At 70.9% G+C, this 14,695-nt stretch carries 16 protein-coding genes; 10 read left to right on the top strand and 6 right to left on the bottom strand.

Annotation, left to right across the window (positions count from 1 at the left end; translation table 11 throughout):
* Nucleotides 1–37: 37 nt before the first annotated feature.
* The 4 genes from ACZ4U4_RS00510 (at nucleotide 38) to ACZ4U4_RS00495 (ending at nucleotide 3,401) form a co-directional block, all read left to right on the top strand.
* Nucleotides 38–229 (top strand): hypothetical protein, encoded by a 192-nt coding sequence (locus ACZ4U4_RS00510; RefSeq protein ID WP_467867849.1) that lies wholly within the window; start codon nucleotides 38–40, stop codon nucleotides 227–229.
* A 231-nt stretch (nucleotides 230–460) separates the two neighbouring features.
* Complete coding sequence (locus ACZ4U4_RS00505; protein WP_467867847.1) at nucleotides 461–871, top strand: rodlin; 411 nt, start codon at nucleotides 461–463, stop codon at nucleotides 869–871.
* Nucleotides 872–1,568: 697 nt separating this feature from the next.
* On the top strand, nucleotides 1,569–1,979 hold the full coding sequence (locus tag ACZ4U4_RS00500) for a rodlin (protein WP_467867845.1): 411 nt from the start codon (nucleotides 1,569–1,571) through the stop codon (nucleotides 1,977–1,979).
* 576 nt (nucleotides 1,980–2,555) lie between these two features.
* Complete coding sequence (locus ACZ4U4_RS00495) at nucleotides 2,556–3,401, top strand: nitrilase-related carbon-nitrogen hydrolase (protein ID WP_467867843.1); 846 nt, start codon at nucleotides 2,556–2,558, stop codon at nucleotides 3,399–3,401.
* A 79-nt stretch (nucleotides 3,402–3,480) separates the two neighbouring features.
* Here ACZ4U4_RS00495 and tatA read toward each other — a convergent pair whose 3' ends face one another.
* Both tatA and ACZ4U4_RS00485 read right to left on the bottom strand, forming a co-directional pair.
* On the bottom strand, nucleotides 3,481–3,714 hold the full coding sequence (gene tatA / locus ACZ4U4_RS00490) for a Sec-independent protein translocase subunit TatA (RefSeq protein WP_467867841.1): 234 nt from the start codon (nucleotides 3,712–3,714) through the stop codon (nucleotides 3,481–3,483).
* Nucleotides 3,715–3,824: 110 nt separating this feature from the next.
* Nucleotides 3,825–3,968, bottom strand: a complete 144-nt coding sequence (locus ACZ4U4_RS00485) for a hypothetical protein (protein ID WP_345077515.1) — start codon at nucleotides 3,966–3,968, stop codon at nucleotides 3,825–3,827.
* Between the two features lie 318 nt (nucleotides 3,969–4,286).
* Between ACZ4U4_RS00485 and ACZ4U4_RS00480 the strand changes: the two genes are divergently transcribed.
* Nucleotides 4,287–4,526, top strand: a complete 240-nt coding sequence (locus ACZ4U4_RS00480; RefSeq protein ID WP_030288466.1) for a DUF397 domain-containing protein — start codon at nucleotides 4,287–4,289, stop codon at nucleotides 4,524–4,526.
* Nucleotides 4,527–4,809: 283 nt separating this feature from the next.
* Here ACZ4U4_RS00480 and ACZ4U4_RS00475 read toward each other — a convergent pair whose 3' ends face one another.
* A complete protein-coding gene (locus tag ACZ4U4_RS00475; protein ID WP_467867839.1) occupies nucleotides 4,810–5,292 on the bottom strand; it encodes an ATP-binding protein in 483 nt (160 codons plus the stop codon).
* Between the two features lie 314 nt (nucleotides 5,293–5,606).
* Between ACZ4U4_RS00475 and ACZ4U4_RS00470 the strand changes: the two genes are divergently transcribed.
* The 3 genes from ACZ4U4_RS00470 to ACZ4U4_RS00460 all read left to right on the top strand — a co-directional run bounded on the left by ACZ4U4_RS00470 (nucleotide 5,607) and on the right by ACZ4U4_RS00460 (nucleotide 8,762).
* Complete coding sequence (locus ACZ4U4_RS00470; protein ID WP_467867837.1) at nucleotides 5,607–6,470, top strand: helix-turn-helix domain-containing protein; 864 nt, start codon at nucleotides 5,607–5,609, stop codon at nucleotides 6,468–6,470.
* Between the two features lie 84 nt (nucleotides 6,471–6,554).
* Complete coding sequence (locus ACZ4U4_RS00465) at nucleotides 6,555–8,012, top strand: aldehyde dehydrogenase family protein (protein ID WP_467867835.1); 1,458 nt, start codon at nucleotides 6,555–6,557, stop codon at nucleotides 8,010–8,012.
* A gap of 108 nt (nucleotides 8,013–8,120) precedes the next feature.
* Entirely contained in the window at nucleotides 8,121–8,762 is a 642-nt protein-coding gene (locus tag ACZ4U4_RS00460; RefSeq protein WP_467867833.1) for a PadR family transcriptional regulator, read from the top strand.
* Nucleotides 8,763–8,805: 43 nt separating this feature from the next.
* Here ACZ4U4_RS00460 and ACZ4U4_RS00455 read toward each other — a convergent pair whose 3' ends face one another.
* The 3 genes from ACZ4U4_RS00455 to ACZ4U4_RS00445 all read right to left on the bottom strand — a co-directional run bounded on the left by ACZ4U4_RS00455 (nucleotide 8,806) and on the right by ACZ4U4_RS00445 (nucleotide 11,582).
* A complete protein-coding gene (locus ACZ4U4_RS00455) occupies nucleotides 8,806–10,200 on the bottom strand; it encodes a glutamate decarboxylase (protein WP_467867831.1) in 1,395 nt (464 codons plus the stop codon).
* A gap of 84 nt (nucleotides 10,201–10,284) precedes the next feature.
* Nucleotides 10,285–11,004 (bottom strand): leucine efflux protein LeuE, encoded by a 720-nt coding sequence (gene leuE / locus ACZ4U4_RS00450; RefSeq protein WP_467867829.1) that lies wholly within the window; start codon nucleotides 11,002–11,004, stop codon nucleotides 10,285–10,287.
* 209 nt (nucleotides 11,005–11,213) lie between these two features.
* Nucleotides 11,214–11,582: a YbjQ family protein gene (locus ACZ4U4_RS00445; protein ID WP_030288486.1), complete on the bottom strand. Its 369-nt coding sequence runs from the start codon at nucleotides 11,580–11,582 to the stop codon at nucleotides 11,214–11,216.
* A gap of 311 nt (nucleotides 11,583–11,893) precedes the next feature.
* On the opposite strand from ACZ4U4_RS00445, the gene ACZ4U4_RS00440 reads away from it, so the two are divergent.
* Together ACZ4U4_RS00440 and ACZ4U4_RS00435 are read left to right on the top strand one after the other, a co-directional pair.
* A complete protein-coding gene (locus tag ACZ4U4_RS00440) occupies nucleotides 11,894–12,598 on the top strand; it encodes a DedA family protein (protein WP_467867827.1) in 705 nt (234 codons plus the stop codon).
* A 342-nt stretch (nucleotides 12,599–12,940) separates the two neighbouring features.
* On the top strand, nucleotides 12,941–14,695 hold the full coding sequence (locus ACZ4U4_RS00435; RefSeq protein WP_467867824.1) for a threonine/serine exporter family protein: 1,755 nt from the start codon (nucleotides 12,941–12,943) through the stop codon (nucleotides 14,693–14,695).

Raw genomic sequence — 14,695 nt, 5'->3', positions numbered from 1 at the left:
TCCCGCTTTTGCGAACGAGCAGCCGACGTCACCGAGCATGAGCCTCAACGGTGGCCTCAACGACGCGCTCCACAGTGAGCAGCTCGACGGTCACCAGATCCGGCCGCTGGTCGACACCGTCACGGGCGTGGGGAAGAAGGCGGAGTCCGGTCCGAAGAAGATCCTGGGTGGCGCCACGGGGGCGACCCGGGACGGAAAGCTGCTCGGCGGCCTGCCGCTCGGGAAGTAATTCCGTACGCGGAGCGCGGCGACGGGTGCGGGAAAGCTCAGCACCGGAGAATTCTCCGTCCGCGGCGCCGGATGCCCCGTGTTCCTGTGATCACTTCCCAGGCGATCCCGATCAGGTAATTGACAGGTCGGGGACGCCAGCTCATTTGAGTGAATCAGCGCAACTCGGCCGGACGGCCGAAGTTGGGCATGTTGCCCGGCCCCGGGCAACCCGGAAAGCGAAGGACAATCAATGATCAAGAAGGCTCTGGCGACCGCAGCCGCGGCTGCGTCCATCGTTGGTATCGCAGCCGCTGCCGCCCCGCAGGCGATGGCGATCGGTAACGAACACGGCACGAGTTCCGTCAACGGCAACGGCGCCATGCAGGCGTACGGCAACTCCTCGACGTACGGCTCCATGAGCCCGCAGATCGGTCTCATCCAGGGCTCGCTCAACAAGCCCTGCATCGGTCTGCCCGCCAAGGCGAACATCGGCTCGCTGGTCGGCCTGGTGCCGATCACGGTCCAGGACATCAACCTGCTGTCCTCGCCGCAGAACCAGCAGTGCACCGAGAACTCCACCCAGGCCAAGGGTGATGAGGCGCTGTCGCACATTCTGGACGACATCCCGCTGCTCTCGGGCAACGGCGCCGGCAACCACTGACCGGCACCCGCTGACCCGGGCCGCCCGGCCCTCCTTCTTCCGGGCGGCCCGGGTTTCCCTTTGCCCGCATCCGTTTCCCCTTCGAACGGATTCCGGTGTGGTGATGCGTACGGAAATCGGAAGGGTGCGCGTACGGGTCACGGAAATGCGTACGCGAGGAATGCGGGCAGGGGAAATCCGGGTGACGGAAAGGGTGCCGGAAAAGGCCGGGACGGAATGTCCGGCATCGTTACCGGTACGTGACCATTACAGGCCCGGGTCATTCGTTGGTCATGGTGTGTGGAGGGACGCATGCCCATGCGTTCGCGGGATTGATGGGGTTGCGGACGCGTGGGCATGCCGCCGGAAGCGGCACCGGGCCCGCGTCGTCGAGAGATCGGCGGCGCGGGCCTCGTGTGTGTCCGGGCCCCATCCGCTCCGGGATCCGTCGGGTCTTGGGCAGGCGCGGCGGGCCGGGGGCGCCCAGGACGGCGTTCAGCGGCTCCGCCACCGGCGTCCGGACGGCGCTCCGCCCCTTGAGCGCGGCGACCTGTTTGAGCGGCGGGTGCCGCGTGAGGCGCGTGTGAGCGAAGGGTGACGGCCGGGCGCCCACCGGATCGCCATCTGTTCGGGTGACGGGCCGGAACCAGGGGCGGTGTGGCGGGTTGTTGAAACAGGGCTTCTGTACCGGAAGTCCGCGTACCGAAGGGTTTGTACGATGAAGAAGATCATGGCGGGCGCCGCTGTTGCGGCGTCGGTGCTCGGGCTCTCCGCCGCCGCGGCCCCGCAGGCGATGGCGACCGGCAACGACCACGGCACGTCCACCGTCAACGGCAACGGCGCCCAGACCGCCTACGGCAACTCCACCACGCGCGGCAAGCTCAGCCCCTCCGCCGGCCTGGTCCAGAGCTCGCTGAACGACCTGTGCCTCGGCATCCCGGTCAAGGCGAACGTCGGCTCGCTCGTCGGCCTGCTGGTGCCGGTCACGGTCCAGGACATCAACGTCCTGTCCAACCCGCAGAACCAGCAGTGCGCCGAGAACTCCACCCAGGCCAAGGGCGACGAGCCGCTGTCGCACCTCCTGGACGACATCCCGGTGCTGTCCGCGAACGGCGCGGGCAACCGCTGACGGCCCGGCGGCCCGGCTGCCGTGTGCGCTCCGTCACCGGGGCGTACGGACACGGGGCCGGGCCGTCGTTCGCCCCGGGCCCGGAGCGTGGCGTGGTGAGGTCGCCGCGTTCCGGGTCCCGGGGCGGGCGGAGGAGAGGGGCGGGGCCTGCCGTGAGCGGCGGGTCCGCGGTGGGGGACATGCTCGGCGGCCGGCCGAGCGGATCCGGCGGGCCGCTCGGCCTGGGCCGCCCGGTCGAGGCGACCGTCGGCATCGCCGGACGACTCGACCGCAGCGCCGTCGTCCTGCGGGCCCGGTGGCGCTGCGGCTGGAAGCCACCCGGCGCGGACGACGGCTGTGCGGATCAACGCGCCAGGGCCCTTCCCCGGTACGGGAAGGATCGTTCTTTCCCTCATTGGTGGGACCGGGCACCCAGGGGGTTTGAAGCGGCTCGAACGGAGTGGCCGGGTGCGCCGCTCTCCGCCGTGTGCGCCGGGGGCGGACGCGGGCGGTGGTCCGCGCCGGGGCCGGAGGCGGCGTCCTCTGCGAAAATGGCAGGACGAAGCCCTCAAATGCGACGAAAAGGGGGAGTGCGGTATGCGAATGGCGCTGGCGCAGACCGACTGCCTGCTGGGGGATGTGGAGGGGAACCTCGCCGTCGCCCGGGAACAGATCGAGCGGGCCGCGGCGGAGGGCTCGGATCTGGTGGTCTTCCCTGAACTGAGCCTGCACGGTTACCACTTGGGTGTCCTGCAGCGGGACACCTCCGTGGAGGTACGTGACCCGCGGCTGCTGGAGCTGAGCACGCTCGGCCCGGATGTCGTGATCGGGTTCCACGAGCACACCAGCCTGCGCGCGTACAACACCTCGGCGTACTACGCGGCGGGCGAGCTGAAGCATGCGCACCGCAAGCTCTATCTCCCGAACTATCTGGCCTGGGAGGAGCGCAAGCACGTCAGCCCCGGACAGTCGATGCGCGCCTACGACCTGGAGAAGGCGTCGGGCGGCGGGCGGGCGGCGACGCTGGTGTGCAACGACGCCTGGCAGCCGGTGCTGCCGTGGCTGGCGGTGCAGGACGGCGCGGAGGTGCTGTTCGTACCGACGAACAGTGCGGCGAGCCTGGACCCGGAGGCGATGGACACCGAGCTCTACTGGGGCACCCTGCTCTCGTACACCGCGAAGATGCTCCAGTGCTGGGTGGTCTTCGTCAACCGGGTCGGCAGCGAGCACGGCGCGACCTTCTGGGGCGGCTCGCGGGTGGTGGATCCCCGGGGCGCGGTGGTGGCGCAGGAGCCCAAGTGGGAGCCGGCGCTCGTCACCGTCGACGTCGACCCGTCCGAGGCGCGTCGGCAGCGCCGGGCGGTGCCGCTGGTCGCCGAGGCGCGGCTGGGGCTCGTGGACCGCGAGGTGCGGCGGCTGATCGACGAGGGCGGGGACCACTGAGCGGCCCGCACGGGGCCGCCGGGACGGTCCCTGCCGGGCTGCGGCCCGTGGGGCGGTGCTCCGGCGGCCGGGGCCGGGGTCAGCGCCCGGCGTTGGTCGCCTCAGTACGGGGCGCGGCGGTGGGCGCGGCCGCGGACTGCTCGGGGGTCTCGGCGGCGCGGTCGTCCTTGAGCGCCTTCGCCTCCGACTTCAGGATGCGCATCGAGCGGCCGAGGCCGCGGGCCATGTCCGGCAGCTTCTTCGAGCCGAAGAGCAGGACACAGGCGACGATGATCAGGGCCAGGTGCCAGGGTTCCAAGGCGTTCCGGAGCATGGGGCGCTCGCTTTCGTCGGGGGTGCCTGCGGACGTTCTGCCCAGTATGACCGGAACGGACACGGCGGCCGAGGGAGGGGGGCATCCGGGGGAGGGGTGCCCCTCGTCGTTCACCAGGGAGCTGCCCGGCCGTCGGGGCGCCGTTCCTCGCGCGGGGCGTGTGCGGAGAGCGTGACGGCCCGGTGGGCCGCGCGGCGGACGGCGTAGCGGGCGGCGGTGGCGACCTCGGGAATCTTATTGAAAATGGTAATCATGTAGCGATGGTATCCCGGCGGCACCGAGGGGGCTTGGCGGGTGGCCGCGGCGGGGTGAGGGGTTTGTGTCGACCGGGGTGGGTGCGGGTCTCACGGGATCGTCGGGAACCTGTTGACGTCGGCGCACGTCCCAGCGGCAACCGGTGGGACGCGTGAGGGGGGCGGGGGTAGCGGGGCTTGAGTGGGCTTTCCGTGCTTGACGTGCGGTAATGGCGTCGGCACCGCCCGTCGTGCACGTGCATCTGTGCATGCATCTGCATGTGAACCTGGTTATGCTGCCGAGTAGTTGAACGTCAGTCATGATCCGGGGGAGCCCCTGTGCCGCACGCATACAACGGGATGGCCGCGACCGATCTCCCCGGCGCCGCCTGGCAGAAGAGTCGTCACAGCAACTCGCAGGGTTCCTGCGTGGAGTTCGCGAAGCTTCCCGGCGGGGAGATCGCGGTACGGAACTCGCGTTTCCCCGAGGGGCCCGCGCTGATCTACACACCCGCCGAGGTCGAGGCGATGCTGCTCGGCGTCAAGGACGGCGAGTTCGACCACCTGATCCGCGACTGACCGTCGGGGGCGCGACCGAGGCGTATCGCCGCAGGTCAGAGGTGTTTTGCGGAGGCGCGGGCCGGGTGCGGTCCGCGCCTTGACGTGCGGGGATTCCGGCCCTTCCGGCGCCCTGGGCGGGCGTGCGGGTGCCCGCGCGTCGCCGGATCCGTACGCCCTCGCGGGCGCCCGTCGCCGCGTCCGGGCGCAGGTGTGCCGGGGCCCCGGTGGTGGTGGCCCCGGCGTGTGCTGCGCCCGTGGCGGTCCGGCCCGGGAGCGGTGTGCGCCACCGGGGGGGAAGGGGTTACGGAACCCGGAAGAGGGCCCAGACGATCTTGCCGTGCGGGGCGCCGGAGAGCGGATGCCAGCCCCAGCTGTCGCTGAACGACTCCACGAGATACAGCCCGCGACCGCCCTCCGCGCCGAAGTCCGCCTCGCCGGCGACCGGCGAATCGTCGCTGGGGTCACGCACCGCGCACACCAGCCGCGAGGACCAGTGCATCAGGTGCAGCCGGGCCGGCGGGGTGTCGTCCGCCAGCTGCGGGGCGGCGAGGACCGCATGGCGCAGGGCGTTGGTGACCAGCTCGGAGACGACCAGCTCGACGCCGTCGAAGAGGCCCTCCAGGCCCCAGTCGCGCAGCGTGTCGCGGGTGAACTTCCGCGCGCCGCCCACCGATTCGTAGTGCGGTGGCAGCGAGCAGGAGGCGGAGCCGGAGACTGTCCAGGGGTCGACGGGAAAGACGCTCTGCCCTAATGGATCGAGCCTGGTCAAAACCTTGGTCCCCATGCGAGGCACTCCTGGCGTTCGCGGACGTCATGACCCGGCCGGTCCAGCAGGGTCTGGCGGATCTTTCACGAGCGTGCATGCGTGCGACGCCCATGGTTCCGAATGCGTACGCCAGATGCAAGGGCAGATGCACGTGCACGTGCCAGGGTTATGAGGATGGATTCCGGTTCGCGGTGAATTCTTCTCCTGTGCAGGGTGTGGAGGGCATGCGCGGACCTCACATATCAGTAACCGGCCGAGCACTCAACGACGCAGGAACGTGGCAGACTGCCGGGCGTTGTTGGGCGGGTCGGGGCCATGGGAGGGGCGAAACGGTGTCGGCAAGTGAGTCGAACGGGTCGGTGGTGCGGAGGATCCTGCTGGGATCGCAACTGCGCCGACTACGGGAGTCGCGCGGCATTACGCGGGAGGCGGCGGGCTACTCGATCCGCGCCTCCGAGTCCAAGATCAGCCGCATGGAGCTGGGGCGGGTCAGCTTCAAGTCCCGCGATGTGGAAGACCTGTTGGCGCTGTACGGCGTGAGCGACGAGCAGGAGCGCGCCGCACTGCAGTCCCTGGCGCGCGAGGCCAACGTCGCGGGCTGGTGGCACAGTTACTCCGATGTGCTCCCCGGCTGGTTCCAGACATATATCGGCCTGGAGGGCGCCACCTCGCTGCTGCGCACCTATGAAGTGCAGTTCATCCACGGCCTGTTGCAGACGGAGGAGTACGCGGACGCGGTCGTGCGGCGCGGGATGCCGGACGCCACGCCGGAGGAGATCGAGCGCCGGGTAGCGCTCCGGCTGGAGCGGCAGAAGCTGTTGGTCGCCGAGCGCCCGACGGAGTTCAACTGTGTACTCGACGAGGCCGCGCTGCGTCGCCCGTACGGGGAGAGACAGGTGATGCGCGAGCAGTTGAGACATCTCATAGAGGTGTCGGAACGGCCGAATGTGCGTCTTCAGGTGATGCCCTTCCAGATGGGCGGCCACTCCGGGGAGAGCGGCGCCTTCACGATGCTGGGTTTCCAGGAGGACGGGCTGCCGGACATCGTCTATCTGGAGCAGCTCACCAGCGCGCTCTACGTGGACAAGCCCGAGGAGGTCGCCCAGTACGCACGGGTGATGGGGCGGTTGCAGGAGGAGGGGCCGAGTCCTGCGGAGAGTCGTGACCTTTTGCGTGGTCTACTCCAATTGATGTGACGCGTGGGTAGGATGACCAGCCATCAGGAGGCAATACCCCACAACTGGGCTCCTCGGGCGCCCAGTTCTCCAGATCGGGATGGCATGTCCTACTTCGACGACTTGGCGTACCAGTTCATCGACGGCGAGTGGCGCTCCGGCAGCGGCTCGTGGGACATCGTCGATTTCAATCCCTACAACGGGGAGAAGCTGGCCTCCATACCCGTCGCCACGGCGGCGGAGATCGACGAGGCGTACCGTGCCGCGGAGCGCGCGCAGCAGGCGTGGGCCGACACCAACCCGTACACCCGGCGGCTGGTCTTCGAGCGGGCGCTGCGGATCATCGACGACCGGGAGGCGGAGCTGGCCGCGGCGATCTCCGCGGAGGTCGGCGGCACCCACGCCAAGGTCGGGTTCGAGCTGCATCTGGTCCGGGAGTTCCTGCGGGAGGCGATGCAGCTGGCGCTGCGCGCCGAGGGCCGCATCCTGCCGTCGCCGATCGACGGCAAGGAGAACCGCCTCTACCGGCTGCCGGTCGGCGTCGTCGGGGTGATCAGCCCGTTCAACTTCCCGCTGCTGCTGTCGATGAAGTCGGTCGCCCCGGCGCTGGCGCTCGGCAACGCCGTCGTCCTCAAGCCGCACCAGAACACCCCGATCTGCGGCGGCGGGCTGGTCGCCCGGATCTTCGAGGAGGCCGAGCTGCCGGCCGGACTGCTGAATGTCGTGGTCACCGACATCGCCGAGATCGGTGACGCGTTGATCGCGCACCCGGTGCCCAAGGTCATCTCGTTCACCGGCTCCGAGAAGGTCGGCCGGCACGTCGCGACGGTCGCCGCCGGGCACTTCAAGCACACCGTGCTGGAGCTGGGCGGCAACAGCGCGCTGGTCGTCCTCGACGACGCGGACATCGACTACGCCGTGGACGCCGCGGTCTTCAGCCGCTTCATCCACCAGGGTCAGGTCTGTATGGCGGCCAACCGGGTGCTGGTCGACCGGTCGGTGGAGCGGGAGTTCACCGAGAAGTTCGTGGCGAAGGTCGCGTCCCTCAAGGTGGGCGACCCGGCCGATCCGGCCACCCACATCGGACCGCTGATCAACGAGGGGCAGGCCGAGGCGATCACCTCGCTGGTCGGGCGGGCGGTCGGCGAGGGCGCCACCGCGCTGCTGCACGGCAAGAGCGACGGCACGCTCGTCGGGCCCAGCGTGCTCGGCGGGGTGGCGGAGGACTCGTGGCTGCTGGGCCAGGAGATCTTCGGTCCGGTGGTGGTGCTGGTGCCGTTCGACGGTGACGAGGACGCGGTGCGGCTGGCCAACGCGACGCCGTACGGGCTGAGCGGCGCGGTGCACACCGCGGACATCGAGCGGGGCGTCCGGTTCGCCAAGCGCATCGAGACCGGCATGATCCACATCAACGACGGCACCGTGCACGACGAGCCGATCGTGCCGTTCGGCGGCGAGAAGAGCTCCGGTGTCGGCCGCCTCAACGGCGAGGCGATGGTCGAGGCGTTCACCACCACCAAGTGGATCTCCATCCAGCACGGCCGCTCCCGCTTCCCGTTCTGACGGCGGCGCGGTACGCCCCGGGGCCGGTCGCCGCTCCGGGGCGCCCCTAGGCTGGTGCCACCGGGCGCGCCGGTCGTTTCGCGTCCGGGTGCGGTGGACGGAGGGGCGATGTCGGCGATGCGGTTGCTGGTCCTGGGTGCCGTCCGGCAGCACGGGCGGGCCCACGGCTATCAGGTGCGGGGCGATCTGGAGTACTGGGGCGCGCACGAGTGGGCGCAGGCCAAGCCCGGTTCGATCTACCACGCGCTCAAGCAGATGGCGAAGCAGGGACTGCTGCGCGCCCATGACACCGCGCCGAGCCCGGACGGCGGTCCGCCGCGTACCGAGTACGAGATGACGGACGCCGGCGAGGCGGAGTTCTTCGCGCTGCTGCGGGATGCGCTGGCGCGGCCCGGTCAGCGCAACGACGTGCTCAGCGCCGGGCTCGGCTTCCTCGTGGAGCTTCCGCGGGCGGAGGCGGTGGCGTTGCTGCGGGAGCGGGTGCGGGCCCTGGAGGAGTGGCGGGCGACGACGATCGAGGAGTACCTGCCCGCGGAGGTGCCCGACGGGCTCGGACACATCGGCGAGATCATGCACATGTGGGTCGACGCCGCCGAACACGGCGCGGCCTGGACCCGCGGGCTGATCGCGCGGATCGAGGGCGGGGCGTACGTCTTCGCAGGGGAGGGCGAGCCGTTCGTGGGGGTGCTGGCGGAGGGCGCGGAGAATCCGTACGCGACGGGTGAGGTCCACCCCGGGGACGAGGCGTAGGGACGGCCACCGGGGGGCGACGGGGTGGCCGGTGGCTCCGGTGTCAGTGGTGGAACGCGGTGGCTTTGCGGGCGGGACGCTGCAAAGGGTGGGGCTGGGCGCGGAGTTCCGGCAGGAGCTGTTCCAGGTCGCTGAGGAAGAGGTCGGCGAGGTCCTGGGAGAAGCCGTTGCGGCAGACCACCCGGAGGACGGCGAGGTCCTCGCGGTGCGGCGGGAAGGTGTACGCGGGCACCAGCCAGCCGCGTTCCTTCATCCGCCGGGAGACGTCGAACACGTCGAAGGCGGTGGTGCCGGGGGCGGTGGTGAGGGCGAAGACCGGGAGTTCGTCGCCGTGGGTGAGCAGGGCGAAGTCGCCGAGCGCGGCGATGCGGGCGGCCAGTGACGTCGCCACGTCCCGGGTGGCCTGCTGGACGGCGCGGTAGCCCTCCCGGCCCAGCCGCAGGAACGTGTAGTACTGCGCCACGACCTGGGCGCCGGGCCGGGAGAAGTTCAGCGCGAAGGTCGGCAGGTCGCCGCCGAGGTAGTTGACGCGGAACACCAGCTCCTCGGGGAGCATCGCCGCATCGCGCCACAGGGCCCAGCCGACACCGGGGTAGACCAGGCCGTACTTGTGGCCCGAGGTGTTGATCGAGGAGACCCGGGGGAGGCGGAAGTCCCAGGTCAGGTCCGGGTCGAGGAAGGGCGCGACCATCCCGCCGGAGGCACCGTCGACATGGACGGGGATGTCCCAGCCGGTGCGTTCCCGGAGCGTGTCGAGCGCCGCGCAGATCTCGGCGACCGGTTCGTAGGAGCCGTCGAAGGTGGAGCCGAGGATGGCGACGACGCCGATGGTGTTCTCGTCGCAGAGGTCGGCGGCGGCCTGCGGGTCGAGGTGGAAGCGGTCGCCCTCCATGGGGACCTGGCGCGCCTCGACCTCCCAGAAGGTGCAGAACTTCTCCCAGCAGACCTGGACGTTGGTGCCCATGACGAGATTGGGGCGGGCGCCCTTGCGGTCCTTCGCCAGGCTCCAGCGGCGTTTGAAGGCCATCCCGGCGAGCATGCACGCCTCGCTGGAGCCGGTGGTCGAGCAGCCGACGGCGGCGGCCGGGTCGGGGGCGTGCCAGAGGTCGGCGAGTATCGCCACGCAGCGCCGCTCCAGTTCGGCGGTGCGCGGGTACTCGTCCTTGTCGATCATGTTCTTGTCCCGGCACTCGGTCATCAACGCGGTGGCCTGCGGTTCCATCCACGTGGTGACGAAGGTCGCGAGGTTGAGCCGGGCGTTGCCGTCGAGCATCAGCTCGTCGTGCACGTACTGATAGGCGGTGTGCGGGGCGAGCGGGCCGTCCGGGAGCGTGTGCCGGGGCGGCGTCTCCGCCATGCCGCCGATCGGGTCGGCCTCGCCGTAGAAGGGGTTGACCGGGTGACCGGGCCGCGCGGACGCGCCTTTGTGCAGGGTCATGCCGCACCTCCTCGGCCGACCCTAGGGCGGCGGACGGCGGGCGGCCCGCGGGGAGGGGCCGGGCGTGTGGCCGGGGCGCCCGGGTCAGCCCGTCCCGGCGAGGGAGAGCTTGGCGGCGAAGCCCAGGAAGGCGGCGCCGGCGCCCGCGGAGAGGCCGGCGGTCAGCTTCCGGCGGCGCCGGAACGTCGCGGCCAGATACGTACCGCTGAAGATCAGGATCGACAGGTAGGTGAGGCTGAACAGCTGCGCCCAGGCGCCCAGGGCCAGGAACGACAGCACCGGGTGCGCGTAGGACGGGTCGACGAACTGCACGAAGAAGGAGATGAAGAACAAGATCGCCTTCGGGTTGAGCAGGCTCACCACCAGGGCCCGGCGGTAGGGGCGCTCCACCGGCTCCTTGCCGTCGCCGGCCGGGGCCTCGGCGGCGGCCGCCCCGGCCACCGCGGTCGCGGCCGCCGGCTCGGTGCCGGTCGCCGCCTCGTCGGACGTACGGGCGGCCCGGCCGCGCCACAGGGCCACCGCGCCGCGCAGCATCCCGACGGCCAGCCAGGTCAGATAGCCGGCACCGGCGAACTTCACGATCGTGAACAGTACCGGGCTGGCCTTGAGCAGCGAGGCGACACCGCCCGCCGACAGCGCCATCAGCACCGTGTCCCCGCAGACCACCCCGGCCGCCGCGCGGTACGCGACGCGGGGGCCGAGCCGGGCCGCGACCGAGACGACGTAGAGCGAATTCGGCCCCGGCAGCAGGATGATCAGGGCGAGGCCCGCCAAATAGGTGGAGAGGTCAGTTATCCCGAACATGGGCCGCAGAATCTCACCCGGGGCCCGTCCCGCCACAAGTCTTTTCACCATGCGGACGCCCCGGACACGGCGTGGTGTCCGGGGCGGGAGCGGGGTGCCCGGCCGGGGCGGGCGGCGGTGCGCCGCGCGCCCCCGTACGAGGGGCGCGCCGACCGGGCGGTGCGCAGGCCGGGGCGGGTCTCCGCGGAGGGCGCCGCGGCCCGCGCGGGTCAGCTCTTCGGGGCGAGGACCACGGCGGTGCCGTAGGCGCAGACCTCGGTGCCGACGTCGGCCGCCTCGGTGACGTCGAAACGGAACATGAGCACCGCGTTGGCGCCGCGCGAGCGGGCCTGCTCGATCAGCCGCTCCATGGCCTGGTTACGGGTCTCGACCAGCGTCTTGGTCAGGCCCTTCAGCTCGCCGCCGATCATCGACTTCAGCCCGGCGCCGATCTGGCTGCCCAGATGGCGCGAGCGGACGGTCAGCCCGAAGACCTCGCCGATGACCTGCTGCACGGTGAAACCGGGGACGTCGTTCGTCGTCACCACCAGCACGTCGGACTGGGCCTGCTGTCCGCCGCCGAATTCCTCGATGCCCATACGTCTCGCACTTCCTTCACTGTGTGGCGCCTGTGACGCAAGCATCGCCCGGTTCCCGCGGCCGGGCATCCTCCGCCGGGACGAGCGACCGCCGGCGACCGCTCCGACCTGCGGCGGAGGGCTTCTCCTCCCGGTCGGACGGAGCGGGGCGCCCCGGGTGCGGCGGCCCGGCCGGACCCGGTCGGGTGGGCGGAGGAACCCTGCCCGGTCATCCGGCGTTGATAGCTTTGGGCCCGCACACGCGCCCGATCCCCGCCGCTTCCTCCGTCGCACCGCAGATCCGGCGCCCTCGACACAGGAGCCTTCACCCCGTGAACACTCTCGCGCTCGGCCCCCAGTGGCTGGACCCGGATTTCCTGATCGGCACCTTCGGTCTGATCGGTGTCCTGGTCATCGTCTTCGCGGAGTCCGGCCTGCTGATCGGGTTCTTCCTGCCGGGCGACGCCCTGCTGTTCACCACCGGTCTGCTGGTGACCACCGGCAAGATGGACAAGCCGCTGTGGCTGGTGTGCGCGCTGGTGGTGCTGGCCGCGGTCCTCGGCGATCAGACCGGATATCTCTTCGGCCGGAAGGTCGGCCCGTCGCTCTTCAAGCGGCCCGACTCCAAGCTCTTCAAGCAGGAGAACGTCGAGAAGGCCCACGACTTCTTCGAGAAGTACGGACCGAAGTCGCTGGTCCTGGCCCGCTTCGTGCCGATCGTGCGGACGTTCACGCCGATCATCGCGGGCGTGAGCCGGATGAACTACCGCTCGTTCCTCACCTTCAACATCATCGGCGGCCTCCTGTGGGGCGCCGGGGTCACCGTGCTCGGCGCCGCGCTGGGCAACGTCGAGTTCGTGCACAAGAACATCGAGGCCATACTGATCCTGATCGTGCTGATCTCCGTCGTGCCGATCGCCATCGAGTACCTGCGGGCCCGCGGCAAGGCCAAGAAGGCCGAGGCGGTGGTGGCCGAGCAGGCCGTGGCCGGTGGCGCGCCGGGTGACGCCCGTCGCGGCCGACACGCCAAGCGCTGAGCCTGCGGGGAGGCCGGCAGCGTAGGAATTCCCACGCTGCCGAGGCCCCTCTCCGTACGCCCCTCGACCGCCCGTCCCCACGCCCGGGGGCGGGCGGTTCGCCGTGGGGTGCGCGGGCGTGCTCCCGGTACGGGATGCGCCTCCACACCATCCCGCCGCACTCCCGTACTCTCCCCTCGGTCACGCCCTACGGGGCATGGCCCCCGGCACCGTCGGGAATGTGCAGTTCATCCTGTCCGACTCCTTTGTCGGAACCGGTCAACCCCCGCCCCGCGCGCCCGGAAGCGTCATCAGGCATCGTGTCCTTGACGGTCGCAGGAGGCGTACGAGGAGCGAAGAAACGTGGCGTCGGACCCACAGCGCGGCCAGCGCTCCACCAACGGCACACCACACCCCCAGAACGGCCACCACCGCGGGCGGAGCAGCGGCGGTGGCAACGGCCCGGCCGAGCCTCCCGACGAGGACAGAAAGTCGACGTCGGACGAGGTGCGCAGCGCCTTCACGCCACCGCTGGGCGTCCCTCAGCCACCGCTGCCCGAGGACGAGTCCAGCACCACCTCCGAATTCGCTTTGCCCGAGGGGCTGAAGCCGGAAGTCCCCTCGGAGCAGGAAGGTTCAGCCTTCGCCCCGCCGGGCGGCGCGCCCACCGGTGGCTTCCCCGCCTTCACCCCGCCGCACGGCATTCCGGTGCTCAGCCTCACCAAGGAGGCGCCGTGGCAGGACCGGATGCGGACCATGCTGCGGATGCCGATCCACGAGCGCCCCACCCCGGAGCGCACGGAGCGCCCCGACGACGAGACCGGGCCCGCGGTGCCCCGCGTCCTCGACCTCACCCTGCGTATCGGCGAGATCCTGCTGGCCGGCGGTGAGGGCGCCGAGGACGTCGAGGCGGCGATGTTCGGCGTGGCGCACGCCTACGGGCTGGAGCGTGTCGAGCCGACCGTCACCTTCACCCTGCTGTCCATCTCGTACCAGCCGTCGCTGGTCGACGACCCGGTCACCGCCAGCCGTACCGTGCGGCGCCGCGGCGTCGACTACACCCGGCTGTCGGCGGTCTTCCGACTGGTCGACGACATCACCTCCGAGGGCATCACCCTGGAGGAGGCGTACCGCGGGCTCGCCGAGATCCGCCGTAACCGCCACCCGTTCCCCACCTGGGCGCTGACGCTCGCCTCCGGGCTGCTCTCCGGCGGCGCCTCGATACTGGTCGGCGGTGGGCTGCTGGTCTTCGTCGCCGCCGCGGTCGGCTCGATGCTCGGCGACCGGCTGGCCTGGCTGGCGTCCGGCCGCGGGCTGCCGGAGTTCTACCAGTTCGTGGTGGCCGCGATGCCGCCCGCCGCCATAGGTGTCGGCTTCGGTCTGGCGCACGCCAACGTCCAGGCGTCCGCGGTCATCACCGGTGGACTCTTCGCCCTGATCCCGGGGCGGGCCCTCGTCGCGGGCGTCCAGGACGGGCTGACCGGTTATTACATCACCGCCGCCGCCCGCCTCCTGGAGGTCGTCTACCTCATCGTCGGCATCGTCGTCGGCGTGCTCGGCATCCTCTACATAGGGCTCCAGCTCGACCCCGGGCTCAAGCGGCTCAACCCCGAGCAGGCGCTGCACGTCTACAACGAGCCGCTGGTGCAGACCGGCGCGTCCATGCTGCTGGCGCTGGCCTTCTGCGTCCTGCTCCAGCAGGAGCGGCACACGGTGGCGTTCGCGACCCTCAACGGCGGGGTGGCCTGGGTCGTCTACGGCGCCCTCGCCAACGTCGCCGGGCTCAACGCGGTGCCGTCCACGGCCATCTCGGCCGGTCTCGTCGGCCTTTTCGGCCAGCTGCTGTCCCGCTACCGCTACGCCTCGGCGCTGCCGTACGTCACCGCGGCCATCGGCCCGCTGCTGCCCGGTAGCGCCACGTACTTCGGGCTGCTCAACTTCGCCCAGGGCAATCTCCTCGACGGCATCGCCTCGCTGATCAAGGCGGCGTCGCTGGCGCTCGCCATCGCCGTCGGCGTGAACCTCGGCAGCGAGGTCGCCCGGCTCTTCCTGCGCGCCCCCGGGCCGGAGATGCCCGGCGCCGGCCGCCGCGCGGCCAAGCGCACCCGCGGCTTTTGA

Source organism: Streptomyces sp. NPDC029159 (assembly GCF_055564055.1).
Note: the sequence above shows the minus strand (reverse complement) of the source record. Positions and strands in the feature narration are given on the sequence as shown.